We start from the raw sequence: 24537 nt of genomic DNA, 5'->3' as shown, positions 1-24537 counted from the left end.
CTTCATGTGAACTGCCCGGCGACCACGGCCGCGAGAATGATCCAACCGAAGTAAGTGCTGGTGACAAAGGCGTCCCAGCACGATTTTGGATCATCCAGGTCCACACGTACGACCAGATAGGACAAGAAGACTCCCGCGAGCACGACGATCAGGTAGAACGCCCACCCCATCGGCGTCTGGGAACCGGCCCACAGCACGCCGCCGACGCTGAGCACGACGAAAATCGCCAGCCACGCCTTGGTGGCCTTGCCGAACAGCAGAGCGGAAGACCTGACACCGATGTTCCGGTCGTACTCCTTGTCCTGATGGGAGTAGATCGCGTCGTGAATCAGGGTCCAGAAGGCCCCGCAGGCGTACAGGCCGTACACCGCAAGCGGGTAGTCGACGCTCCCGGTCACCGCCGTCCAGCCGATCAGCACGTAGACGCTCATCACCAACGCAAGGAACGCCGAGGGCCAGAAGAAGATGCGCTTCATGTAGGGGTACGCGACGATCAACGGGTACGAGGCCCCGGCGACCAGGGCTGTCTCGACGTTCGCCACCGCCAGGACCAGCAGGGCGACCACGGCCTGTGCGGCGGCGAACAGGAGTGCGTTCCCGACGCTGATCGTCCCCGACGCGACAGGACGCGACACGGTGCGGGCGACTCGGGCGTCGACGTCCCTGTCGACCACATCGTTGACCGCGCAGGCCGCGCCGCGCACCAGCACCGCAGCGACAGCGACAACCACCACCGCCAGCAGGTCTGGTCGTTGCCCGGAGGCGAGGACGACAGCCCACAGCCCCGGAAGGAGGTACAGCACGTACCCCGTAGGCCTGTCCAGTCGCATCAACAGGAGATATGCGCGGACTGAATCCGGGCTCTTCGTGACGACGCCTGTAGATATTTTGTGCAGCATCAGGATCCAATCACCATGTCACCGGAAGTTGGATCAACCCGCCGATCAGCGTGTTGTGGCGCAGCCCCAGCTCCTCTACACCGACAGCCAGACGCATGGTGGGGAAGCGCGCGACGAGCTGGGTGAGTACCACCTGCAGCTGCATCCGGGCCAGCATCGCGCCGACGCAGGAGTACGCGCCGCGCCCGAATACGAGGCTGCCCGTGGTGTTGCGAGCGACATCGATCCGGCCGGGGTCGGCGAAGGCCGTCTCGTCGTGGTTGGCCGCGATGATGTTCAGCAGCACGAAGTCGCCGGTCCGGATGGTCACTCCGTCGATCTCGAAGTCCGTCAGCGCATAACGGGGCATGCCGCCGTTGTGCGGGTTCGGCATCGACATCCGCAGGGTTTCCTCGACCGCGCCGGGGACGAGCCCCGGGTCGTCCAGCAACGCCTGCCACTGCTCGGGGTTGGCCAACAACAGCGACACACAGGTGCCGATCCGGGCCACCGTGGTCTCATAGCCACCGAACAGCAACAACGCCGTCAGCCCGAGGACCTCGTTGTCGTTGATCCCCTCGGTCGCGCAGATCCTGGAGATCACGTCATCGCCCGGATTTTGCCGCTTGTCCGCGACGAGTTGCCTGCAGTAGCCGAACAGCTCGCCCAGTCCCTGCTTGGACCTGACCGGGTCCCCGACGTTGGCGGCGTCCTGGGTCCAGCTGCCGAACTGGTCCTCGTCCTCCTGGGGCACGCCCAACCACTCGCACATCACCTGAATCGGCAGCGGCAGCGCCAACGTCTGGCGCAGGTCCACCGGTGGCTTCTGCCTGGCCAGTTCGTCCAGGAGCCGCCCGGTCAGTTTTTCGACGTGGGGCCGCAGCGCCAGCATCCGCTCGGGTGAGAAGTGCGGCTCCAGCAGCGCACGCAACCGAGCGTGGTCGGTGGCGAAGTCGCCCAGCAGGCTGGCGAGCAACGCCGACCCGCTGTCCTTCGCCGCGGCCTCCGGATCGGGATTGGAGCGGCCGAGCCGGTCATCGTCGAGCAACTGCGCCACCTGGGCATGACCGGTGACCAGCCACGCCTCGTCGCCCTCGACAGTACGGACCCGATGGACCGCGCCCTGGGATTGGAGCGTGCGCAGCCCTGGCGCGAGTTGCAGTACATTCGTCTGCTCGAAAGGCAATTGAGCTGGGGTACTCACTGACGGCCTCCGCCGGAATCGAGGTTCAGACCACCTTGTCGAGGACGATCACGATGTACTGGAGCTCGTCGCCCCGGTGTCCATCGAGGAACGAGGAAGGCCGACCCGCCGTCGACCCCCCTCGCGGTGGGCAGGAGGTCGCCCAGCGGCAGGTTGATCGGGGCCTGAGTCTTGGTCACGTGGTGGGCCTGCTCCCAGCGCGCGAACTCGCCGCGGATGACGGGCGGGGCCGGGCTGTCGTGGGTGCTAGCCATGATCATGTACTCCGATCCAGATGCCGTCCCTGTCGGGAGTGACGGGTCATGGCGTGCGATTGACGATGCGGTCGAACAAGGCGGTCAGTTCGGTGGACGCGGCCGGGGACAGCTCGGCTCGTCCGAGGTACTCCAGAGCCGAGTCCAGATGGCTGCGGGACAGCTGCTCGGCCGTGTGCCGGCTGCCGGATTCCTCGACGAGGTCGGCCATCTCCTGTAGGTACGCTGCCGTGGTGCCGTCGGCGTGCCACAGCCGGCGCAGTCGTTCGCTGGCCGGGCTCTCGGTGGACAAGGCCGCCAGCACCGGAAAAGTAGGGTTGCGCCGCAGGATGTCGCTCCGGATGGGCTTGCCGGTCACTGTGGGGTCGCCCCAGATGTCCTCGACGTCGTTGAAGATCTGAAAAGCGAGGCCCAGATGCCTGCCTGCGCTGCGTAGGGCAGCCAGGACGTGCTCCGGTTTACCCGCCCGTAGTGCGGGCGTCACCAGTGCGCACTCCAGCAGCGCGGACGTTTTCTCCTCCACGATTCGGTCGTACTCCGCGATGCCGGTGCCCGAACCCAGTCGGACGGTGAGCTCGCGAGCCTGGCCCGAGAGAACCAGACCGATGGCTTCGGCGAACACGCTGGAGATTTCCGCACGGCCGGGGCCAGGGTCGGCGACGACCATCTGCAGCCCAAGAGCCTGCAACGCGTCCCCGGCCAGGATGGCCAGACTGGCGCCGAACACCTTCCACGCGGCTGGGCGGCCGCGACGCAGCTCGTCCGCGTCGATGATGTCGTCGTGGATCAGGGTCGAGTTGTGCAGCAACTCCAGTGCTGCCGCCTGGCACCGCACGTCCTCCGGCCGCAGGCCGACTCCATCAGCCGCCGCCATCATGAGGGCGGCGCGGGTCAGCTTGCCGCCCTCTGCACTCCTGGGGTCACCGTGTTCGTCGATGAAGCCGAGGTGGTAAGAGCAGATCCGGGCCAGGGTCGGCTCCAGTGCGGAAGCCTGCTGCCGCATAACGGGCAATACCGTGGATTGCACCATATTCGGCGACGGGAAGGCTTGGAGCCCGGTCGACGAGGTGTCGAGTGCGCTGATCGGGATTCTCCTTCGGTCGCGCGCCTTCCCAATTCCTGGTCAGAACCTACGCGCATGGGGTTCGCGAATTGCGCCACTGAAAATCACTGTGCTGGATATTTTGCGTAATATCTTCTCAGCCCTTGCCGCACCGCGCCGTGCGGTGAAACATCGGCGAACTGTCGATATGCGAATTCTTGTGCAAAGTTCATGATCACCCGACATCACTACAGGTCAATACGTAGGCAGCTCCCGCGTCTACGCGCAATCTGAACCTGGAGTGATGCACCGGAATTTGTGTGATCGTTTCGTCTGTCATCCTGAACTACCTCTCCCGTCGTGTCAACGACGCGGCGTGAGCATCTTCGACTTTAGGAAAAACCCCAAAGAAGACGGCGTGAGGACTGGATTGGAGTACCCTGCAGATTGGTAGCTGCTGGGCGGCACCCAAGGCCGTACTTCGAGTCCGGCTATTAAGCCGGCACCGAACGGCGGACAAGACTTCCTGAGAAGGGCTCGGTTTCCACCGACCGGCGTGGATGCCCTGTTCGGCAACGCAAGCCAGGCGTTCCGACGCAAACGTCATGGCACGGAACGGAGTGGGATGCGTGACGGTAAGCAGGTCCTGCTGGCCGAGCCACGGAGTTTGTGTGCCGGTGTACGCCGGGCGATAGCCATCATCGACCTCGCGCCGGAACAGCACGGCGCGCCGATCTACGTCCGCAAGGAGATCGTGCACAACCACTACGTGGTGCGCGAGTTCCAGCGCCGGGGAGTCCGGTTCGTCGACTCCGAGCAGGAGGTACCGGAGGGCGCGGTGTGTGTCTTCTCCGCGCACGGCGTCTCCCCGCAGGTGCGGCAGAACGCGGACGCACGCTCCCGACCAGACGGTCATCGTCGAGACGGTTGCCGGCGCGGAGGCACTGGACCTTCCCCCCGACGCACCACGGAGATGGAGCGGCGAAGATCTGCTGCGCTTCGACTGGGTCGGCCGTATCAAGATCGCTGAATAGCTCCTAGGCCGAGCAGGCATGTCTCGGCCCCGGCGGGCCGAGCGGTATCACACAACGTCACTGATCATTACCGGGAATGGTTCACTGAAAGCTTGAGAGGCGGAATGGCTATGTCAGTTGATTCTGGGCAATTGCATGAAGTCAGGTCGTTCGACCCGTATGGCGCACATCGCGACGACCCGTATTCATTTCTGGCCGACATCGGAGAGACGGAACCGGTGTTCTACGCCCCTTTGCTCGGCGCGTGGTGCGTCACTCGGCGCGAGGACATGGTTGCCGTGCTGCGGGACGACCGAAGCTTCTCGGCGCGTGACCACAACCCTCGTCCCGCGGTCGCGCTGCCCGAAGACGTGAGTCGGATGTTCCGCACCTGGCGCGGCGCTGATGCGGTGGCCGTCGGCTCACTCGACCCTCCCGAGCACGCCAGGGTCAGGGAAGTGCTCAACGCCGGGTTCACGCCGGCCAGGGTCAGGGCGTTCGAACCCACGATCCGCGCGATCGCCACCGACCTCGTCGAGCGTGCTGCGGTCTTGACGGAGTTCGATTTCATCTCGGCGTTCGCCGTTCCGTACGCCCTCGAGGTGATCTGCCGGCGCCTTGGGGTCCCGGACGAGTACGTCGACCGCTGCCGCACGTGGTCCGAGCAACGCATCGAACTCATGATGTCGCAGCGCAACGCCGATCCTGACCGGCTGCGTGAATACGCCCGCGGGCTGATGGACTTCGGAGCGTTCGCCCGTTCACTCGTGCAGGAGCGGCTGGCCGCACCGCAGGACGACCTGATCAGTGAGCTGCTCCACGACGGCAAGGAGGGCCGCACGCTCACCGCCGACGAGGTTTCCGTCCAGGTCCCCACACTGATCTTCGCGGGACACATGACCTGTGCCGAGGCGCTTGGCACGATCCTCTACCAGCAGCTTCGGTCACCCGGCGGCTGGGCCGAGGTCGTCAACGGGACGATCGCCACACGGGACCTTGTCGAGGAGGGGTTGCGGTTCGACAGCCCACTGGCGGGCATGTACCGGACCGCGGTCCGTGACGTAGTGGTCGGTGACGTCCACCTGGCCGCGGGGAGCCGGCTACTTCTGCTGTACGGAGCGGCCGGCCGGGACAGTCGCTCTCACGCATGTCCGGCCGCGTTCAGTCCAGACAGCCGGTCTGCCACGCATCTCGCGTTCGGGCACGGCATCCATTTCTGCCTCGGAGCCGGATTCGCCCGCGCGGAACTGGAGATCGCGATACAGGCCATCGCCACCAGGATGCCGGGTCTGACTCTGGCGCCAGGGCTGGCGCCACATCACCGGCCGGTGTTTCCGCTTCGGGCGTTGACCGAGTTGCGGGTACGGCAATGAGGACGGGCATCCGGGCGGTCGTCGGGGACCTGGACGACACGTTGACCCCTGCAGAACTCACTTGTCCGACGGCATTGCAGGTGAGGACCCTGGGTTCCACAGACCAGGATGCTGGCTAGCCTCGGCACTTCGTGACGGCCCGTCGGTTCAACTGGCGGGCCGTTTCGGCTTGTCGGACTGGTGATGGGCCTGCCGGTGGCCCGGCTGTCGCGTCGGGTGGGCGCCGGGTTCCACAGCCAGATCCGGTTCTGCGCGGTGTCGTGGAGGGGAGGCTGCGCAGGCCGGTTGTGCGGGCGGCGCGAATGCGGTCCTCGGCTCTGGCCTGCGGCCGGTGACGCAGTTCGGGTACGGCGATCGGCATGTCCTTGGTGTTGGTGGCGAGGCAGGTCAGACGCATGCCGTCGGCGTCGGTGAATCGCCATTGGACACCCGGGTGCGGGCCTTCCTTGCGCGCGATCAGCTGCATCCCCGCCGGCCAGCCCTTGAGGCAGTCGCCGTCGAGTTCGGCCACCCAGGCTCCGTCGCGGATCTCATCGCCCGGCTCGACGGCGGCCGTCCGAGCGGTGGCCGGGAGGCTCAGCACCGCGGCGTGGATGGCGTCGGTGAGTCTTGTGGTCTTGATCGTCCGTCAGCGGTTGACTTCGAGACCGGTGAGGACGAGCAGGGCGCGCAGGAGCGCGGTGGCGCGGCCGGGGTCGGTGTGGAGCTTGGTGAGGATCCGCCAGTTCTTCAGGTGGGCGAATCCGTGTTCGACGGGGGCGCGTCCGGCGGCCAGTGCGCGGTTGGCCTGCTTCTGGCCCGGGGTGAGCTTGCGGGCGCGGGTGGCCACCGGCCAGGTCGAGCAGGCGCTGGTCGTGCCGCAGCACCTCGCCGACCGCCCGGGTCGCCACTGGTGCCCCGGCCCGGCGAACGACGGCGAGGATGCGCTGATACTCCGGCGGCAGCGCGGTCTCGGCCGTACCGCCCTCTCGCTGCGGGACCAGCAACACCGAGCGGCCCGCGACCTGCCCGACCACCGGAGCCGCCGCCGCGTGTTCGTCGGCGAGCTGCTCGGCCATCCGGTGCCAGACCCGCTCGGCGACGGCGAGTTCGTCGCGCTCGGCCCGCACATCGGCAAGCTGCTTGGCCAGCTGTTCTTCGAGTTCGTCCAGTTCCGCACGCCGCGCGGCGATCCGTTCCGCGATCTCGGACTCCACCATCAAGCGGATAGCAGGCGGCACCGGGGCAGCAGCGCGGCGGAGCCAGCGGAACCGCCCCGGTCACCGAGTCAGACGATCAAGACCGCAGACTCCCGCCCACGGCCAGCACGAGCATCTCGAAGAGCCGCCACGCCAGCGCCTCCGACCAGCACGTTCGAAGATGGCGAAGGCTCACTGTTCAGGAAGCGTCAGGAAGTACTTCGACCTCAGCCTTACGCCATGAGACGCCGAGCTGAAAACCGGGGACGGCGCCCGCGGTCATGCGCGGACCGCGGTCAGGAAGAGGTAGCCGCTCTCCGGGATGGCCCCGAACCTACGCACGAAGTCGATGAGCGAGTCGGCCTGCTCCTTGCCGACCAGATCGGACAGCTTGTCGCTGACAGTCTCAAAGGCGTCGGCCATGAGCCCGAGGGTACGGATGACGTTGTCGGTGATGTCACGGATCTCCACGTCGACGAAACCGTTGGCGGCCAACGCCACCCGGTATTCGTCCACCGTGCCCAAGGAGCGCACCGCGTAGTTCTCGAGGATGTGGTCCAGGACCACGCGTCCCTCAGGGCTGACCGGGCCGCGCTGGATGACGTCGGCGATGGCGAGGCGGCCGCCGGGGCGCAGGACGCGGGCGGCCTCGGAGAGCACCTGGCCACGGTCGGGCATGTGCCACATCGACTCAAACGCCCAGGCCGCGTCGAACGAGCCGTCGGGGAAGGGCATGTCCATCGCGTCCGCGAACTGGAACGTGGCCCGGTCGGCGAGCCCAGCCGCGGCCGCGAGTTCCGTGGCCTCCTCCACCTGGATTTGGCTGACGGTGATGCCCACCACATTCACGTCACAAGCGCGGACGAGCCGCTGCGCGGGATGGCCGATGCCACAGCCGATGTCCAGGACCCGCTGGCCGGCCTGCGCGGCGAGACCTGAGATCATCAGGTCGGTCAGGCGGTCTGTGGCTTCCTCGACGGAGCTGTCGTCGGCCTCGTTCTCCCAGTAGCCGTAGTGGATATTGGGGCCCCAGACGGAACCGTAGATCCGACCGAACCCGTCGTACACGTTGCGGACGTCGCCGTGAGCGGGAGACTGTTCGAGCGTCATGAGGAACTCCGTATCGTTGTGAAGGTGGCGGGAAGTCGGCGGCGGTTCAGCCGTACCGGCGGTGAGCCCGCGAATGATCGTGGTGGTACGTCACCGCAGGTCCTGCGGGTCGGCCGCGAGCCACCTGCCGGGGAACGCGTCGAGGAGATGGTCGGCGACGTGGATACGGCTGACGTAGTCCTTGAGACCTTGGCCGCCGAAGGTGTGGCGTTGCGGAGGCCCGTCGTCCCCAGGGTTCTCGTGGTGCGGCGCGACTCGGAGCTGTACCGGCTGGCCGCCGCCGTTTACCTCGACGGCGGGCTTGTCCGCGGCGTCTTTCGTGTACCAGCCGTCGACGACGAGCTGGTCCATGTCGGCCGATGACAGACCCTCTGCGGCGAGGATGTCAGTCAACCGCCCTGGAATCCGGCAGTCACATCGAAAGGCGGGCGGAAACCCGCTGCGCAGGCGCTGGGCAACCCCAGCCCAGCGCCTGCGTGATCTACTGAAAACCACTGACAACCACGTAAGCCATCAGGTGTTGCGAGGACCCCGAGAATCCGCCGACATGAGGCGCCCATTACATTACTTGTCCGGCAGCCCAGCTTGCGTGCGGATTTCCGGCATCTTGTCCCGTTCCTTGCTCACTTCAGCTCGAAGCGCAAGAAGCCCAGCTGCAAGCCCCCTGCTTGCCATTCAGCGCCAAGCGCCTGGTTCGCCATCAGAGATATCCTCAGGTTCCTGCGGTCAACTGCTGAAAGGCTGCTGTCGCTGTCCAGTACCGCCTTCGTCCAGGCGGTACTCTCCTCCCAGAACGGCAAGGTTTCTGACGTAGCGTCGACTTCGTCGACCAATTCGAAACCCGCAGACTGCGCGGCTTCTGCGTAGTCGAGCACCGTAGCCGGTTTCGTGTAGAAGTATTCGGCCCACACATCGGCCCCGTGAGGGCGTGTAGTGAATACTTCCTCGATGCAGACACTCGCGCCTGGACGAAGCACGCGCGCCAGACGCTCGAACCACAGAGGACGGTTGAAATATCCGCTGCTCTCGATTGCTACTGCTGCGTCATAGGGGCCGTCCAAGGGGAGATGCATTGCATCACAGACCAGTGTTCGGACCTTCCCGCCCAAACCGCATTCCTGCGCGAACCCGTCAACTATCGGCGCGTGTTCCGGCGCATTGGTGACCGCCGTGACGTCGGCGCCGTATTCCTGTGCCCAGAAGAGCGAGCCCCCGCCAAGACCGCAGCCGACATCCAGGATTCTCCCCGACAGCCGGTGTTCAGCGCCCCAGATCTTGGCCGCATACCGCAGCAAACCCTCTTGATGATGCCGTATGCTGCGGCGAATATCATCCGGCGTCACATCGTGAGGATGTAGTGGCGTTTCAGAGGAAGGGTAGTGACCTACGTGATAGTGAATCCTGGGTCCAGGCCCGTATTTGCGAACAAGCCTAGCTGTTTTGTCGTCGTAGTATTGGCCAACTATTCTTACCTCATCCTGAGGCTCCAGCGCTGTTTGAGGCGAACTCAAAAGTTCATCCAGATTTGACACAGTCACTCCTCCAGAGCTCGGATGCCGACGACGTTGGCGAATGGCCTGCTTTGGTTGCTACGCTGTGCTCGTCATGATTTTGGCGAGGATGCGTGGTTTAAACAAGGATCGCCGGACCGGATTCCATGGCTTGCGGCATGGGCAGCGCCTCGTTCGAAATGTAGAGCCGCCCTCATGATCCGGAATCTTGAGTCGCGCCGAAATTGAGTGGCGGCTATTGGATTCCATCCTGGAGGACAACCATGGTCGTGTCAACGACGCGGCGTGAGCATCTTCGACTTTAGGAAAAACCCCAAAGAAGACGGCGTGAGGACTGGATTGGAGTACCCTGCAGATTGGTAGCTGCTGGGCGGCACCCAAGGCCGTACTTCGAGTCCGGCTATTAAGCCGGCACCAAACGGCAGACAAGACTTCCTGAGAAGGGCTCGGTTTCTACCGACCGGCGTGGATGCCCTGTTCGGCAACGCAAGCCAGACGTTCCGACGCAAACGTCATGGCACGGAACGGAGTGGGATGAGTGACGGTAAGCAGGTCCTGCTGGCTGAGCCACGGAGTTTGTGTGCCGGTGTACGCCGGGCGATAGCCATCATCGACCTCGCGCTGGAACAGCACGGCGCGCCGATCTACGTCCGCAAGGAGATCGTGCACAACCACTACGTGGTGCGCGAGTTCCAGCGCCGGGGAGTCCGGTTCGTCGACTCCGAGCAGGAGGTACCGGAGGGCGCGGTGTGTGTCTTCTCCGCGCACGGCGTCTCCCCGCAGGTGCGGCAGAACGCGGACGCACGCGGGCTGGACGTGCTCGACGCGACCTGCCCCCTGGTGGCCAAGGTGCACCAGGAGGCCCGCCGGTTCGCCCGCGACGGGCGGACGTTGCTGCTGGTCGGACACGCGGACCACGAGGAGGTCGAGGGCACCTACGGGCACGCTCCCGATCAGACGGTCATCGTCGAGACGGTTGCCGACGCGGAGGCACTGGACCTTCCCCCCGACGCACCGGTCGCCTACCTCACCCAGACCACGCTCTCGGTGGACGAGACCAGGGACATCATCGCCGTGCTCCAGCGCAGGTTCACCGACCTGCGCGGGCCCGCCACCGACGACATCTGTTACGCCAGCCAGAACCGCCAGGACGGCATCAGGGCCATTGTGGACCGGTGCGACCTGGTGCTGGTGGTCGGTTCGACCAACTCCAGCAACTCGATCCGGATGGTCGAGGTGGCGCGCAGGCTCGGCGGCAGGGCCGAACTGGTGCCGGACGTGACCCACTTCGACCCCGCGTGGCTGGCCGGCGTGAGTACGGTCGGCGTGAGCGCCGGGGCGAGCGCGCCGGAGATCCTCGTCGACCAGCTGCTCGACCGGCTCGCCGAACTGGGTTACGTGGACACGGCCGTAGAAAGGGTGGCGACCGAGGACATCGTGTTCTCCCCGCCCACGCGGCTGACCGGAGTGGCGGACGTGCCGTGACCGATCGAGACCGATCGAGACCGGGCGACCCCTGTCGCTGATGGCGCCGGCAAGGACTCTGTCGGCAAGAGCGCGTCGGCGGTGAGCCGCGTCGGCCGTCGTTCCGACCTGTCCGACCAGCCGCGGCCACCACATGCCATGAGGGTCCTTCCAGGCGTCAGCCGACACACGGCGTGCACCCAGTGGTGGCCATCTACTCCACGTTCGTCAACCGCGCGCTCGACCAACTGCTCATGGACGTCGCGCGGCACCGCCGCCCGGTGACGTTCGTCCTCGACCGGTCCGGGGTGACCGGCGACGACGGGCCGAGCCACAACGGCATGTGGGACCTGTCGGTGCTGCAGGTGGTGCCGGGGCTGCGGATCGCGGCGCCGCGGGACGGCACCCGGCTGGCCGAACTGCTGGCTGAGGCGGTGGCGTGGCACGAAGGTCCGACACTGCTGCGGTTCCCCAAAGGCTCCGCCGGTGAGGACCGGCCCGCCACCGCCACGTTCAACGGGATTGACGTGTTGTGCCGTTCCGGCCGGCTGGACGTGCTGATCATCGCGGTAGGTGCGCTGGCCGGGCTCGACGCCGCACCGGCGTCAGGAGGCATCGACGACCCCGGCACCTGGCCGGTTCACTCAGGGGAGGAACATTGACGACCGTCGATTTGGGAATGCCCTTGCCACGCAAGGACGAGGTCCCGCTCTCGGTGGCCACGCGGCGGACCTCCCGCCGGATCATGGTGGGCACGGTGCCGGTCGGCGGCGTCGCGCCGGTGTCGGTGCAGTCGTGACCACCACGTCCACCGCCGACATCGACGCCACGCCGCAGCAGATCGCCGAGCCAGGTCACGGCGTGGCCCGCGCACTCGTGGCCGGTCAGCGCCTGACCTCCGACCTGACCAGAAGGAGCGAGATAAAGTAAACGTCCAGGAAACATGACACAAAATGCAGTTCATGCAGTTCATGCAGTTCATGCAGTTCATGTAGAATGTGCGGATTGCGATCTCGCGAACCACCGAGCATTAATCCACAGTTTCACACGCAATGCGCGGGGGCCACGAATCTGTTCGCAGAATCTGGAGGACGAACGCCCTCGAAACCAACGCGACACGATTCGGCGCCTGCAGCTTGTCGGACATGACGCGGACGTGATAGTCAATGGTCTTCGAACTGAGGTATAACTCTCTCGAAAGTCGCCCGCTGGAGAAGCCGGCCGCAACACCCTCCAGGATCCTGACCTGGACCGAGCTGAGAACCCAGTCAGCGACCGGCTGGGACACTTCGCAGCCGTTCTGATCATTATCCATGGCACTCGTCCATTCCGTATAGCCCGGCTAGGTCAGGACCGTAAACGGAGGCCACAGCCGCGACAGGCGGCAGCTCGACGTCCAACTCGATCGAGAACCGCCTCACTTCCTGGGCCATGCCGGGTCCGTCAAACAAAAGGACGTCATCGCTCGAACGGACCTCGTGGGGTTCGCGTATCGGCTGGGCTTCCGGCCAGGAAAGGCAAATTGATCCGACACCGTGAGGACCGACGAAAGCTATTGGTAATAACGTCGGCGAAAATTCTCCCGCCGGAGTAGTGTGGGTTTTCGGCACGACACTCTCCGCTCATGTCTACGAGGGCGATTCAGGGCCTGTGGCGAGTCATTCCGACCTGAAAATCCTAACACCGCAAGATCATCCAGGCCGAGCAGCCAGTAGTGCTTCAAAATGGCTTCACTGGCTGTGGGCTGGGGGTTTGTCGGATGGTCAGCTTGCTCGGTGGTGCTCGTTGATGAGGCCGGTGGCGGCTTGTCGGCGTTCGATGCGGGCCGTCGGGATGGGGATGACGTTCGAGTCGTCGAACGGTTCGAGCTGGTTCCGGCCCTGGTGCGGAGACCTGCGCCCGGGCGTCGTCGCCGTGGTCCGGCAGGTGTTCCAGCAGCTGCCCGACCGCCGGCCGCCGCGGGTCCCAGGCGTGCAGGCCGCGGGCCGCGGCGAGCACGGCGGCGGTGTCCGTGACCGGCCCCTCGGGCAGCAGCAGGGCCGCCGGGCAGTTCCGCTCCAGCTGGGTCATGCGCACCCACTTCCCGTACGTCTCATCTGTGTTGACCGTTACCAGAAAGAACGTAGAGTCCGGGCCTGACGGTTCGCCCTGGCGTACAGCCGGCGCCCCGGGTGATCGCCGGAACACCGGCCTGGCACCGCAGGGCGCTCCGCAGGCCTCAGTGGCCGCCGCTCTGCCAGCAGTTCGCGTCGAGGGGTGGTGTGCGTGCCATAGCCGTGCCGGATCGGGCGGTACGTGATGGTCACTCGGGGACGCCCATGGGCCGGTGGTCTGCTCGGGCGCAGGTGGGGCGATGTCCAGGTCGGAGCGGGTGGGCCATGCCAATCCTTGTAAAGCGGGGGTCGTCGGTTCGAACCCGACAGGGGGCTCAGCGCCAGACATGGCAGAAGGGCCAGCTCGCCGGGGTGATTGGGTGGTGGACCCGGACTCCTCCGCCTGCCTCCCGGCCGCGTTGCGGTACCGGATCTTGTACTCGTGCGGGCACCGGGGCCACCGGGACTCGGGGTGCTCGCACTCCTTGAAGAAGGAACCCACGCCGCGGATGAGGCTGGTGGTTGCCATGATCGATCTCGCTCCCCGGGCGTCTTGCTGACGTTTTGCTGACCCCGGATGGTCGATCAAGTCCCTGAGCTGGGACGAACCGCCGAAAGCGTGCTATGTGGTGGAACTTCATCGGGCGCACCGGCGAGGAGATCACCCAGGCCCGCGACGACTGGATGGCCACCTCCCGCTTCGGTGACGTCCACGGCTACGACGGCGCCCGCCTGCCCGCCCCCGAACTCCCCGCCACGCCGCTGAAGGCGCGCGGACGGGTGCGCTGACCTGGTGAAGCGTGCGCGGGAGGCGTGCGGGTGCGGTCCTCCTCGGGGGGTGGATCCGGATGGCGCGGCGGGTGGGGCTGTGGAGGGCGCGGGGCACGCTGATCGGACGCATGGGTCCTGTCGAGATGCCATGTCGATTCGCGCGTCTGGGGTGGTGTGCCAGCCGTTCTCGACCGCGCAGCGGGCCGGGCGCAGGCGTCCGGTCTCGGTCAGGGGTGCGTTGCGGTGTGGCGGGAGGCCTTCTGGCGCTGGTGCGGATGTCGCAATCCACACCGGGCCAGAAGGCCCTCACTCATCTCAAGTTCCGCCAGCCGTGGGCCCGGTCACCAACCTCCGTGGTCAGTGCAGCCAGGACGCATCAGTTGCTCTTGGCCAGCATTTCGATGATCTCGGCGGAGGTGCCGCGCTCCCCGAGCATCGGGAAGATCCGCTCGATGCTGTTGTGGTGCGCCTCCGGATCCATGTCGGCCATCGCGTCGGTGGCGAGCGTGACGTGGTAGCCGAGTTCGTGCGCGTTGCGAGCGGTGGACTCCACGCCGATGCTCGTGGCGATGCCGCCGAGCACGACCTGGGTGATGCCGCGACGGCGCAGCTGCAGATCGAGATCGGTGCCGTAGAACGCGCCCCAGTTGCGCTTCGTGATCACGATGTCGCCGGGGTGGCCGCTGAGCTCCTCGACGATCTCGTCCCACCCGGTCGGCATGGGGCCCGTGTAGGTCGGTGCGTCCTTGCGGCCCGGCGTACCGTCCGCCCGGTCCTCGGACTCGGTCACGCGGACGAGGACGACCGTGGCGCCGCGCTCGCGGAACGCCTCCGCGAGTTCGGATGCACGGGTCACGACGTCGGGACCGGTGTGCGGCACACAGGGTGCGCCGACCGTGGCCTTCTGCAGGTCGATGAGTACGAGAGCAGTTCCCGCGTCGAGCTTGGTGACCGGCACGTTGCGCCCTTCCAGTTTTGGTACTCGCGTCATCAGCGCCACGCCACGCGCCGTGGCTCGAACGACTCCGTGACAGCTGATCGGCCGAAGGTTGTGCGGCGACAGGATCCGGAGTCATGAATTCCGATGCGGTGTGCGCGTTCATGACGGAGTGGAGACAGGTTCGGAATATGGCCGGCCGGCCCGTGACCGGGCAGTTCGACCGGGTCGCCACCGGATCCGTGGTGCAAGTCCTCACCTGGTGGCGCACGAAACCCTACCGTTTCCCGGTGGCGCACGAAACCCTACTGTTTCCGGAAGGGTGCGCGAAATGTGTAAAGGTGCCGTGCGCGCGGGGCGTGGGCGGTCGTCCGGCAATTCGACGATGCTTTCCGGCCAGAAATGGGGTGGCGACCGGATCCGTGGGTGTCGCGTGGCGGAACCCACTACCATGCGCGCGTCCTTCCGGGTCCCGAGCGGGTCCTTCGAGGCGGGTACCGTGCCGGCTGCCCGGATGCGGTCGCGGTCGGCCCTCAGCGTGCCCAGGTCGGGGTCCACACGTCGTCGCGGGCGGTCTTCCGGTACCTGTCGTGGAGGTAGTCGAGGAAGTTCGCGAGGACGGGGTGCGGATTGTCCGACCGCCAGATCACCGAGAGGGGGTAGACGGGGGCCGGGTCGACGATGGGGATCCGGCAGAGGTTGTAGCTTTCCGGCCAGAGGTAGCGCGAGCCTTCGCCGACGAAGGTGGCGAGCCGGTTCGAGCGGGCGATCTCGGTGAGGAGCACTTCGACGCCGAAGCTCGGCCCGATCGTGTCGATGGTGAGCCCGAACGCCTTCGCCAGGTCCTCGTAGTAGCCCATCGGCTCGGCGTCGGCGATGCCGGGCATCCAGATGAGGTGGCCGGTGAGCTCGGCCAGGGTCACGGTCTCGGCGTTCGCCAACGGGTGCCGGGGGCCGACCAGGAGCTCATGACGGTCGTCGATGACGCGCGATGACCGGAGTCCCTCGGGGGCCACGCCGGCCGAGGCCCGGAGGGACCTGAACGTCGCGTCCAGGGTCCCGGCGCTGATCTCCGCCAGTGCCGACGCGGCGTCGGCGTTGGCCAGGGTGACGACATCGAGCTGGATGTCGGGGTGTTGTTGGTAGAAGTCGCGAAGGATGTTGGAGGGCGCGATCCTGCGGCCGACGACGTCGATCCGCAGCGGCCTGCGTCCCGGGGTCACGGCCGCCGTGAGGCGCTCGGCCGCCCGGAGAAGTTCGCGTGCGTGGGGTAGCAGGGCCTCTCCGTCGACGGTGAGCTGGACGCCTCTGGCGATCCGGGTGAAGAGCTGTACGCCGAGCTCCCGCTCCAGGCCCGCCACGCGTTTTGAGGCCCCCTGCTGGGTGATCCCGAGGTCGTCGGCGGCGGCCTGTAACTGGCCGGCGTCGGCAACGGCGACGAAGGTGCGAACGGCGTTGAGATCCACGGGGCAGAACCTATCTCCCCTGGGGTGGACGCGCGGCGCGCCACTCCCGCCGCCGCCGGTGGCGGGCGTCCGCCGGCCGGCTCCGGTCCCCGTGGCGACGGGTCGGTGGTCGGTGAGGCGTGCGGCGGAGCGAAAAGGCCCGGTATTCTGCACGAGCCCGCAGCACGTGAAGTCGAAACCGTGCTGGCAATGCGTCCTATTCATCTGACGTGGAACGTGAGGCGAACGGATTCGGCGCGCGGATTTTCCCCGGTCTCCGCGACGTGAACAAAGGTTCACTAGGCATCCGGTGCGCGCAGCTGTTAGGAATGTGACTTGACTTTCAAGACGGCTGGAATCGAAGGGAAGCTGATGACCAAAGTGACGCCTCCGGACGCACCCTTCATTGTCGATGAACAACACATCACGGACTTCCGGGAACACGGATTCGCGCGCATCCCGGGCCTGATCCCCGCGGACGAAGTGGCGCGGTGGCGCGAGATCGCGCTGGACACGATCGAGGAGGACGGCCGGCGGGCCGGCATGGGCGGTGGCGGTACCGCGCTCAGGACCACCTCGGACCCCTGGTGGAAGCACGACACCATGACCGGCCTCGTGCGTCACCCCCGCGTCGCCGCGGCGGCGGAGCAGCTGGCCGGCACCCCGATGCGGGTGTGGAGCGGGCAGGCGTACGCCAAGCACCCGCATGACGAGGTGCCCACCATCTGGCACGAGGACCTCACGCTCACGCCGCTCGACGCCCCGATGAACGTGAACGCCTGGGTCGCCCTGGTCGACGTGCCGGTCGAGCGCGGCTGCCTGATCTTCCTGCCCGACTCGCACAAGCGCCCGGAGCCGCATCGGGCCGAGATGTCGGCGGTGAAGAGCCACGCGACGACCTACATGTTCAACGAGTGGCCGGAACTCGAGTGGTACCCGCGCGTCACGGTACCGATGCGCGCCGGGGACGTCACCTTCCACCAGAGCACCCTCGGGCACGGGAGCCACGGCAACCACTCCGACGGGACCCGGCTGGCCTTCATCATCTCCTACACCGGCGCGTCGGCGATCTACCAGCCGCGCCCGGGTCACCAGCGGATGGACGAGGACCTGGTGCCCGGCCAGCAGCTGCCCGACCACCGCTACCCGCGGGTCTCCGACCTGCTGGCGGAGGCGCCCCGGCCATGACGGCGGTGACCGCGCACATCGGCATGTCCCTCGACGGATTCGCTGCGGGGCCCCACCAGAGCCCGCAGCATCCGGTCGGCGTGGGCGGGATGCGCCTGCACCAGTGGCTGCTCGGGACCAGGGCGTGGCACGAGCACCGGGGTCTGGAGGGCGGCGAGGAGTCGGCCGACTCCGAAGTCCTGGCGGAGGCCATGCACGGCATCGGCGCCTACATCATGGGCCGGCGGATGTTCGGTGGCGGTGCGGGCCCCTGGGACCTGACCTGGCGGGGTTGGTGGGGTGAGGAGCCGGCGTTCCACGCGCCGGTGTTCGTGCTCACCCACCACCCGCGGGAACCGCTGGAGATGAAGGGCGGCACCACGTTCACCTTCGTCACCGACGGCATCGAGTCCGCACTCGAACAGGCACGGGCAGCCGCCGCCGGCCGGGACGTCTCGCTCGCGGGCGGGGTGACGGTGGTGCGGCAGTACCTCGCCGCCGGCCTGCTCGACGAGTTGACCATCCACCTCCGGCCGATCCTGCTGGGCGCGGGCGAGCGCCTGCTGGAGAACGCCGGAGACCCGGTTCTCGAACCGCGGAAGGTGGTTTCGACCGACCTGGCCACGCACATCACCTACCGGGTCGTCCGCTGACGTCGGTGCCTCAAGCTGACGTCGGCGCCTCAAGAGGAGGACAGCTGCGCCTGAGGCACCGGCTCCGGTAGCGGCCCCGCGCGATCGGGCCGGGGAAGCAGCAGCGGGGTCGCCAGGATGGCGAGGCCGGCGACGGCGACCGCGGCGCGCGGGCCCGTGAAGCCGGCCAGCACGCCCCACAGGGCGGTCACGGCCGCGGTGCTGGCCTTGCCCGCGACCGCCCAGGCGGACAGCGTGCGGGCGACGATGCCCGTCGGGATCTGGTTGAGGCGATGGGTGGCCAGCACGGGGCTGAAGACGGCACAGCAGGTGATCAGTCCGAACTCGACCGCCATGACGAGCAGCAGACCGGGAACGCCGGGGCGGACGAAGACCAGCCCGATCAGCCAGCACGTGCGCACCGTCCCCGCCACGAGCATGACCCGGTGCTGTCCGAATCGCGGGACGAGTCGGCGGGCCAGCCGGGAGCCGAGGAGGCCGCCCAGGCACGGTGCCGCGAACGCGAGAGCGTACTGCCACGGCGTGAAGCCGAGCTCGCCGAGCATGATGATCGCCATCAGCGGCGAGACCGCCATGACGAGACCGTTGAACAGCAGCACGTTGAAGAACAGCCGACGCAGCGACGGGTGGGCCAGGATGTAGCGCCAGCCCTCGAGCACGTCGGCTGCGCGCATTCGCCGCCCCGGGGACCGCGCCGGCTGCGGTTCGTTCCCTCCCATGGCCCGGATTCCCGCCGCCGACAGCACAAAGCTGACCGCGTTGGCCATGACCGTCACGACCGGGCCGACCAGCCCGATCGCCGCGCCGCCGATCGGCGGTCCGAGCATGGTGGCGGTCCAGGTCGTGGATTCGAACCGACCGTTGGCCACCAGCAGATCGTCGCGGGGCACCAGCGCCTTCAGACACGCGCCGCTCGCCGCGGTGAAGGTGATGTCGGCGGCGCCCACCACCATCGACACGACGATCAGGTGGGAGAAGCTGAGCAGCCCGAGCGCGTACGCCGCGGGAACGGTCAGCAGTGTCGCGAACCGGACCAGATCCATGGCGATCATGACCGGCCGCTTGCGCCGGAACTCCACCCACGGGCCGAGCGGCAACGCGATCACCGCGCCCACCGCCGGCCCCACGGCCGCCAGCGCCGAAACCTCCCTCGGCTCGGCGTGCAACACCTGGATCGCGATGATCGGAAAGGCGTCGAAGGCGAGCCACGTACCGAAGGTGCTCACCGCATACGCCGCCCACAGCCACCCGAACTGCCGCCGCAGCGCCTGTTCGCCCCGCATGCCGTACCCGCTCCGTTCCATCGGACGATCCCGCTCCTGACCAGGGGGGATCCAAGCCGATGTCCGGCGGCAGGGTCAAACAACCGGCCCTCGGCGAGACACAGCCAACGGTTGTGCCTCGCCGAGGGCCGACGTGTCAGAGTGCGCCCAGCCACGCGTCCACGGTCCGGGCGGTGCTCTCCGCGTGCTCCGAGACGATCGTGAAGTGATCGCCGCTGATCTCCAGATCCGTGTCGCAATGGGCCCACTCGGGACCCCAGTCACAGTCCGGCAGCGGCTTCCCGTCGGCGTCGGGCAACGCGTCGGCGGCCCGCAGGAAGAGCGTCGGCACACCGGAACGTTGTGGCTCCCAGGCGCCGAACACCGAGAAATAGCCACCCATGGCGGTGAGCGACACGTGGTCGGTTGACACCAGTTCGCTGCGCCGGGCGAACAGCCCGTGGGTGAAGGCCTGGTTGAGCCGGGGGTTCATCTCCCGGGGCAGGTAGGTGTCCAGCAGCACGACCCCGCTCGGCGGCGCGTCCGTCTCCGCCAGGCGCCGGGCCACCTCGTGCGCGATCCAGCCGCCCGATGAGTAGCCCAGCAGGGCGTACGGCGCCCCGGCGGCCTGTTCGAGCACCGCCTGCGCCTGTACGTCGACGAGGGCGGTCACATCCGCCGGAAGCTTCTCGCCGGCCACGAATCCGGGCTCGGGCAGGACCACGGTGCTGCGACTGTCGCGCAGGGCGGCGGCGAACCGCGCGTACTGGTGCGCTCCCGACATCGCCACCACGGCGGGAAAACAGAGCAGCATCGGCTCGGCCGACCCACGGGACAGCGGTACCGGGTGGGGGCGCCGGCCGAGTTCCTCCGGCGTCCGGAATGCGGGCCGGAAACGCGCCGCCAAGCTCACCAGTTCGATGCCCTCGTCCATCCTTCCCTGTTCACACGCCTCGGTGAACAATGCGCCGAGAGTGTCCTGCGGGTCGGTGGATTCCGGCGCTGCCGAACCGAATTCGGCGGACAGGAACCGCACGAGATCGGGAGCGGTCGGGTGGTCGAAGACCAGGCTGGCCGGCAGCCGCAATCCGGTCGCCTGTTCCAGCCGGTTCCGCAGATCCACGGCGGTCAGCGAGTCGAATCCGAGTTCGGAGAAAGCGAGTTCGCCGTCGAGCGCGTCCACCGAGGAGTAGCCGAGCACCGTGGCCACCTCCCGGCGGACCAGGCCCAGGAGCTGACGGTCGCGCTCGTCCGCGGACAGCTGCCCGAACCGGGGCGACGCGTCCTGTCCGGCGCGGGGCGCGTCCTTCGCGGGCGGGCGGACCAGTCCGTGCCAGATCGGCGGCACCTGGTGCCGCTGCGCCGCGGCGCTCAGCGCGGCGAGGTCCGGGTGCACCGGCACCAGCAGCGGCTCGGGCCTGGTCAAGGCGACATCGAACAGCGCAAGCGCCTCCTCGGGGCTCAGCGGCACCACCCCGGCGCGTTCGAGCCGCCGCCGGCCCGCGGACATGCCGATCTCGGTGGTCCAGGGGCCCCAGGCCAGGGAGAGCGCGGGGAGCCCACGGGCGGTCCGGTGCGCGGCGAGCGCGTCCAGCGCGCTGTTCGCCGCGGCGTAGGCCGCCTGCCCCGCCGAGCCGAGGATCCCCGCGATCGACGAGAAGAGCACGAGGAGCGTCGTGTCCCCGGTGAGCTCGTGCAGGTTCCAGGCACCGTCGAGCTTCGGGCGCAGCACCCGGGAGAGCTGCTCGTCGGTCAGTGACTCGATCACACCGTCGTCGAGCACGCCGGCAGCGTGCACGACGGCGCGCACCGGCCGGGACGACAGCAGCGCGGCGACCTGGTCCCGCTCGGCGACGTCGCAGGCGGCCACCTCCACGGTCGCTCCCGCGCTCTCCAGTTCGGCGCGAAGCCCGGCCATCTCGCCGCTGCGGTTCACGAGCAGCAGGTCGCGCACCCCGTGGTGGTCGACGAGGTGGCGGGTGACCAGCCGGCCAAGGGCTCCGGAGGCTCCGGTGACCAGGACGGTACCGGCCGACAGATCCACCGCAACCGGGTCGGACGCGGCGAGCGCGGCGAACCGGGGCACCTGCGCGGCACCGCCTCGAAGGGTGACGTGCGGCTCCCCGGAGGCGAGCGCCGCCGCGAGCACCCGGCGGTCGAGGCGGTCCGTACCGGAGCCGATGTCGACCACGGCGAGCCGGCCCGGGTGCTCGGCCTCGGCGGCCCGGACGAGTCCGGCGAGCGCGGCGGCGACGGGATCCGTCGTGGCGTCCCGGGTGACCAGCACGAGACGTGTCCCGGCGAAACGCTGGTCGGTGAGCCAGGTCCGCAGGAACGCGAGGACCTGGGAGGCCAGCCGAGCGGTGGCCGTCGGCACGTCGGAGCCCTCCGGTGCCGTCGGTGCGAGGAACACCGCATCGGGCGTCGCGCCGGAGGCGGCCACAGCCGCGGTGAGACCGGCGAGGTCGGCGTGCTCCTCGATCCGGCCGCCGACGCCCCGCAGCAGCGACGCCAGCCCGAGTCCGTCCTCCCCGAGCATGACCCACCATGACGGCTGGGCATCGGGTGCGGGAGGAAGGTCCTGCCACCGCACGTCGAGCAGCGACCGCGGCGCAGTCGTCGACGGGTGATCCGCCGGTACGCCGCGGAGGGTGAGGGCGTCCACACTGCCGATGCCGCGTCCGCTGTCGTCGAACAACTGGAGCGTGACGGTGTCCGGGCCGACGACCGCCAGACGTACCCGCAGGGTCGTCGCGCCGGGCGGGCCGGCCTGCACGCCGCGCCAGGCGAACGGCAACCGCGGACCGGTTTCGCCCGCGTCCACGAGACCGCCGAAACCGATGGCATGCAGGGCGGCGTCCAGCAGCGCGGGGTGCAGCACGTGCCCGGTCACGTCGGTGCCCTCGGGAAGGGCCGTTTCGGCGAACAACTCACCCGGTCGTGACCAGGCATGACGCAGGCCCTGGAAAACGGGGCCGTAGTCCAACCCGTGAGCCGCCAGCGTGGGATAGACCGATGCGAGGTCGAGCGGCTGCGCGTCCGGCGGGGGCCACTCACCCGGACCGTCGGGCACGGACGGCGCGGACGGCGCAGCCGGAGCGGTGAGGACGGCCCTGGCGTTCCGGTTCCACGCGCTGTCGGGATCCGAGCCGCGACTGTGCACACGCACCGTCCGACGGCCCGCCGCGTCAGGCGGCTCGACGGTCATGCGGACGTCTATCGGGGTGTCCCGTGGAATCACCAGCGGTGCTTCCAGCGTCAGATCGTCCAGCTGGGACAGCCCGCACGCCGCGCCCGCGTGCAGGAGGAGATCGACGTACGCGGTACCCGGCAACACCATGCGGCCCGCGACGACGTGATCGGCCAGCCAGGAATGCGCATCGGCACCGATGCGACCGAGGAACATCAGCCCGCCCGACTCCGGATCAGCGATCACTGACGTCACCAGAGCGTGCCCACTGCTGTCCAGACCTGCCGCACCGAGATCGACCACGTCGGACGGCCGGTTGTCGAGCCAGTAGCGGGTGTGTTGGAAGGGGTAGGTGGGGAGGGGGGTGCGTTGTGCGCCGGTGTTGGTGAAGTAGTGGTCCCAGTGGGGGTTTGCGCCGTGGGCGGTGAGGTGGGCGAGGGCGGTGGTGAGGGTGTGGGTGTCGCTGTGCTTGGGGTTCAGTGAGGCGATGGTGTTGGTGGGGAGGTGGGGGGTGAGGGAGGCGCTGGGGCCGATTTCGAGGTAGGTGTCGGCTGGGGTGTGGGTGATGGCGTCGGCGAAGCGGACGGTGTGGCGGGTGTGGTGGATCCAGTGTTCGGGGTCGGTGTGGTCGATGGGTTGGCCGGTGAGGGTGGAGATGAGGGGGATGGTGGGTGGGGCGAGGGTCAGCTGGCGGATGGTGTCGCGGAACTGGTCGAGGATCGGTTCCATGAGGGGGGAGTGGAAGGCGTGGGAGACGCGGAGCCAGGTGGTGCGGTGTGCGGGGAGTTTGCCGACGATTTCGGTGAGGGTGGTGTGGTCGCCGGATAGGACGAGGGAGGTGGGGCTGTTGATGGCGGCGATGCCGACGTGGTGTTCGTGGCCGTGGAGGAGAGGGCGGATCTCCTTCTCGGTGGTGGTGATGGCGACCATGGCGCCGCCTTGGGGTAGGGCTTGCATGAGGCGGGCGCGGTGGGTGATGAGGGTGGCGGCGTCGGTGAGGGTGAGGATGCCGGCGATGTGGGCGGCGGCTATTTCGCCGATGGAGTGGCCGGTGATCACGTCGGGGGTGATGCCCCAGTGTTCCCAGAGTCGGTAGAGGGCGACCTGCAACGCGAAGAGGGCGGGCTGGGTGTACTGGGTTTGGTTGAGGAGGTCGGGGTCGTCGCCGAAGACGATGTCGCGTAGTGGGTGGGGGAGGTGGGGGTCGAGTTCGGCGCAGGCGGTGTCGAAGGCGTCGGCGTAGACGGGGTAGGTGTCGTAGAGCTCGCGGCCCATGCCGAGGCGTTGGCTGCCCTGGCCGGAGAACACCATGGCCAGGGTTCCCTTGTCGCCCCGGCCGGTGACGAGACCTGGGTGGCTACCACCGCGGGCGAGCGCACGGAGCGCCTGGGTGTGGTCGGCCGGATCCGTTGCCACGATGACCGCCCGGTGTTCGAGGGCGCTGCGGGTGGTGGCGAGGGAGTACGCGACGTCCAGCACCGAGGCGTCGTCCCGATCGGCGAGCTGCGCCGCTTGAGCACGCAAGGCTGCCGGGGTGTGCCCGGAGACTGTCACAGGAACGCAGGGCAGTGTGCGCTGCGGTGGGGCCTGGCGACTGTCGGTGACGGGTGGTTGTTCGAGGATGACGTGGGCGTTGGTGCCGCTGATGCCGAAGGAGGAGACGGCGGCGCGGCGGGGGCGGTCGTGTGCGGGCCAGGGCTGCTGTTCGGTGAGGAGGGAGACGGCGCCCGCGGTCCAGTCGACCTCGGTGGTCGGCTCGGTGACGTGGAGGGTGCGGGGCAGTACCCCGTGCCGCATCGCCATCACCATCTTGATGATGCCGGCGGCGCCGGCGGCGGCTTGGGTGTGGCCGATGTTGGATTTCACCGAGCCGAGCCAGAGGGGTTGTTGGCGGTTCTGTCCGTAGGTGGCTTGGAGGGCTTGGGCTTCGATGGGGTCGCCGAGGCGGGTGCCGGTGCCGTGGGCTTCGACGGCGTCTACTTCGGAGGGCTG

At 67.9% G+C, this 24537-nt stretch carries 19 protein-coding genes and 4 pseudogenes; 8 read left to right on the top strand and 15 right to left on the bottom strand.

Annotation, left to right across the window (positions count from 1 at the left end; translation table 11 throughout):
• Nucleotides 1–2: 2 nt before the first annotated feature.
• From ACIOJE_RS37585 to ACIOJE_RS37575, 3 genes are all read right to left on the bottom strand, one after another.
• On the bottom strand, nt 3–803 hold the full coding sequence (locus ACIOJE_RS37585; RefSeq protein WP_400782770.1) for a UbiA family prenyltransferase: 801 nt from the start codon (nt 801–803) through the stop codon (nt 3–5).
• Between the two features lie 106 nt (nt 804–909).
• On the bottom strand, nt 910–2064 hold the full coding sequence (locus tag ACIOJE_RS37580; RefSeq protein WP_280685843.1) for a cytochrome P450: 1155 nt from the start codon (nt 2062–2064) through the stop codon (nt 910–912).
• A 318-nt stretch (nt 2065–2382) separates the two neighbouring features.
• Nucleotides 2383–3366 (bottom strand): polyprenyl synthetase family protein, encoded by a 984-nt coding sequence (locus ACIOJE_RS37575; RefSeq protein WP_400782767.1) that lies wholly within the window; start codon nt 3364–3366, stop codon nt 2383–2385.
• Between the two features lie 568 nt (nt 3367–3934).
• Here ACIOJE_RS37575 and ACIOJE_RS37570 point away from each other — a divergent pair.
• Together ACIOJE_RS37570 and ACIOJE_RS37565 are read left to right on the top strand one after the other, a co-directional pair.
• Nucleotides 3935–4408 carry a hypothetical protein gene (locus ACIOJE_RS37570; protein ID WP_400782764.1) on the top strand — a complete coding sequence of 158 codons (474 nt, stop codon included), beginning with the start codon at nt 3935–3937 and terminating at the stop codon, nt 4406–4408.
• A gap of 114 nt (nt 4409–4522) precedes the next feature.
• Nucleotides 4523–5764 (top strand): cytochrome P450, encoded by a 1242-nt coding sequence (locus ACIOJE_RS37565; protein ID WP_280685845.1) that lies wholly within the window; start codon nt 4523–4525, stop codon nt 5762–5764.
• A 233-nt stretch (nt 5765–5997) separates the two neighbouring features.
• Here the strand turns inward: ACIOJE_RS37565 and ACIOJE_RS37560 are convergent.
• The 5 genes and pseudogenes from ACIOJE_RS37560 to ACIOJE_RS37540 form a co-directional block, all read right to left on the bottom strand.
• Nucleotides 5998–6371: pseudogene (locus ACIOJE_RS37560) on the bottom strand (IS1380 family transposase); the annotation flags it as partial.
• A 21-nt stretch (nt 6372–6392) separates the two neighbouring features.
• Nucleotides 6393–6593 carry a transposase family protein gene (locus ACIOJE_RS37555; protein ID WP_280685846.1) on the bottom strand — a complete coding sequence of 67 codons (201 nt, stop codon included), beginning with the start codon at nt 6591–6593 and terminating at the stop codon, nt 6393–6395.
• Nucleotides 6594–7221: 628 nt separating this feature from the next.
• The gene (locus tag ACIOJE_RS37550) at nt 7222–8052 is read right to left on the bottom strand and encodes a methyltransferase domain-containing protein (protein WP_280685847.1); all 831 of its coding nucleotides are present in this window, start codon (nt 8050–8052) and stop codon (nt 7222–7224) included.
• Between the two features lie 90 nt (nt 8053–8142).
• Complete coding sequence (locus ACIOJE_RS37545; RefSeq protein WP_400782759.1) at nt 8143–8403, bottom strand: hypothetical protein; 261 nt, start codon at nt 8401–8403, stop codon at nt 8143–8145.
• Nucleotides 8404–8675: 272 nt separating this feature from the next.
• On the bottom strand, nt 8676–9395 hold the full coding sequence (locus ACIOJE_RS37540) for a cyclopropane-fatty-acyl-phospholipid synthase family protein (protein ID WP_280685849.1): 720 nt from the start codon (nt 9393–9395) through the stop codon (nt 8676–8678).
• A 702-nt stretch (nt 9396–10097) separates the two neighbouring features.
• Here ACIOJE_RS37540 and ispH point away from each other — a divergent pair.
• The 3 genes and pseudogenes from ispH (at nt 10098) to ACIOJE_RS37525 (ending at nt 11957) form a co-directional block, all read left to right on the top strand.
• Nucleotides 10098–11048, top strand: coding sequence for a 4-hydroxy-3-methylbut-2-enyl diphosphate reductase (gene ispH / locus ACIOJE_RS37535; protein WP_400782756.1), 951 nt, complete (start codon nt 10098–10100; stop codon nt 11046–11048).
• A gap of 164 nt (nt 11049–11212) precedes the next feature.
• Nucleotides 11213–11617, top strand: a pseudogene (locus ACIOJE_RS37530) (1-deoxy-D-xylulose-5-phosphate synthase); the annotation flags it as partial.
• A 205-nt stretch (nt 11618–11822) separates the two neighbouring features.
• Complete coding sequence (locus ACIOJE_RS37525) at nt 11823–11957, top strand: hypothetical protein (RefSeq protein WP_400782754.1); 135 nt, start codon at nt 11823–11825, stop codon at nt 11955–11957.
• 100 nt (nt 11958–12057) lie between these two features.
• Here the strand turns inward: ACIOJE_RS37525 and ACIOJE_RS37520 are convergent, their stop codons facing one another.
• Both ACIOJE_RS37520 and ACIOJE_RS37515 read right to left on the bottom strand, forming a co-directional pair.
• A complete protein-coding gene (locus ACIOJE_RS37520; protein ID WP_400782752.1) occupies nt 12058–12342 on the bottom strand; it encodes a LuxR C-terminal-related transcriptional regulator in 285 nt (94 codons plus the stop codon).
• A gap of 404 nt (nt 12343–12746) precedes the next feature.
• The gene (locus ACIOJE_RS37515) at nt 12747–13097 is read right to left on the bottom strand and encodes a hypothetical protein (protein WP_400782750.1); all 351 of its coding nucleotides are present in this window, start codon (nt 13095–13097) and stop codon (nt 12747–12749) included.
• Nucleotides 13098–13735: 638 nt separating this feature from the next.
• Here ACIOJE_RS37515 and ACIOJE_RS37510 point away from each other — a divergent pair.
• Nucleotides 13736–13909: pseudogene (locus tag ACIOJE_RS37510) on the top strand (pirin family protein); the annotation flags it as partial.
• A gap of 159 nt (nt 13910–14068) precedes the next feature.
• Here ACIOJE_RS37510 and ACIOJE_RS37505 read toward each other — a convergent pair.
• From ACIOJE_RS37505 to ACIOJE_RS37495, 3 genes and pseudogenes are all read right to left on the bottom strand, one after another.
• Nucleotides 14069–14176 (bottom strand): annotated as a pseudogene (locus ACIOJE_RS37505) (IS481 family transposase); the annotation flags it as partial.
• A gap of 91 nt (nt 14177–14267) precedes the next feature.
• A complete protein-coding gene (locus tag ACIOJE_RS37500; RefSeq protein ID WP_280685858.1) occupies nt 14268–14849 on the bottom strand; it encodes a hydrolase in 582 nt (193 codons plus the stop codon).
• A gap of 512 nt (nt 14850–15361) precedes the next feature.
• Nucleotides 15362–16294, bottom strand: a complete 933-nt coding sequence (locus ACIOJE_RS37495; protein WP_280685851.1) for a LysR family transcriptional regulator — start codon at nt 16292–16294, stop codon at nt 15362–15364.
• A 351-nt stretch (nt 16295–16645) separates the two neighbouring features.
• Here ACIOJE_RS37495 and ACIOJE_RS37490 point away from each other — a divergent pair, with 351 nt between their 5' ends.
• Both ACIOJE_RS37490 and ACIOJE_RS37485 read left to right on the top strand, forming a co-directional pair.
• The gene (locus tag ACIOJE_RS37490; RefSeq protein ID WP_400782748.1) at nt 16646–17461 is read left to right on the top strand and encodes a phytanoyl-CoA dioxygenase family protein; all 816 of its coding nucleotides are present in this window, start codon (nt 16646–16648) and stop codon (nt 17459–17461) included.
• Nucleotides 17458–18093 (top strand): dihydrofolate reductase family protein, encoded by a 636-nt coding sequence (locus tag ACIOJE_RS37485; RefSeq protein ID WP_400782746.1) that lies wholly within the window; start codon nt 17458–17460, stop codon nt 18091–18093. The genes ACIOJE_RS37490 and ACIOJE_RS37485 overlap by 4 nt, the downstream gene beginning before the upstream one ends.
• 29 nt (nt 18094–18122) lie before the next feature.
• Here the strand turns inward: ACIOJE_RS37485 and ACIOJE_RS37480 are convergent, their stop codons facing one another.
• Nucleotides 18123–19376: an MFS transporter gene (locus ACIOJE_RS37480; protein WP_400782743.1), complete on the bottom strand. Its 1254-nt coding sequence runs from the start codon at nt 19374–19376 to the stop codon at nt 18123–18125.
• Nucleotides 19377–19512: 136 nt separating this feature from the next.
• On the bottom strand, nt 19513–24537 hold a 5025-nt coding region (locus ACIOJE_RS37475), incomplete at its 5' end, for a type I polyketide synthase (protein WP_400782741.1).

Origin of the sequence: Kitasatospora sp. NPDC087861 (assembly GCF_044742585.1) — a bacterium.
Taxonomy (GTDB): domain Bacteria; phylum Actinomycetota; class Actinomycetes; order Streptomycetales; family Streptomycetaceae; genus Kitasatospora.
The sequence above is the reverse complement of the archived record's forward strand: the minus strand, read 5'-3'. Positions and strand labels throughout refer to the sequence as shown.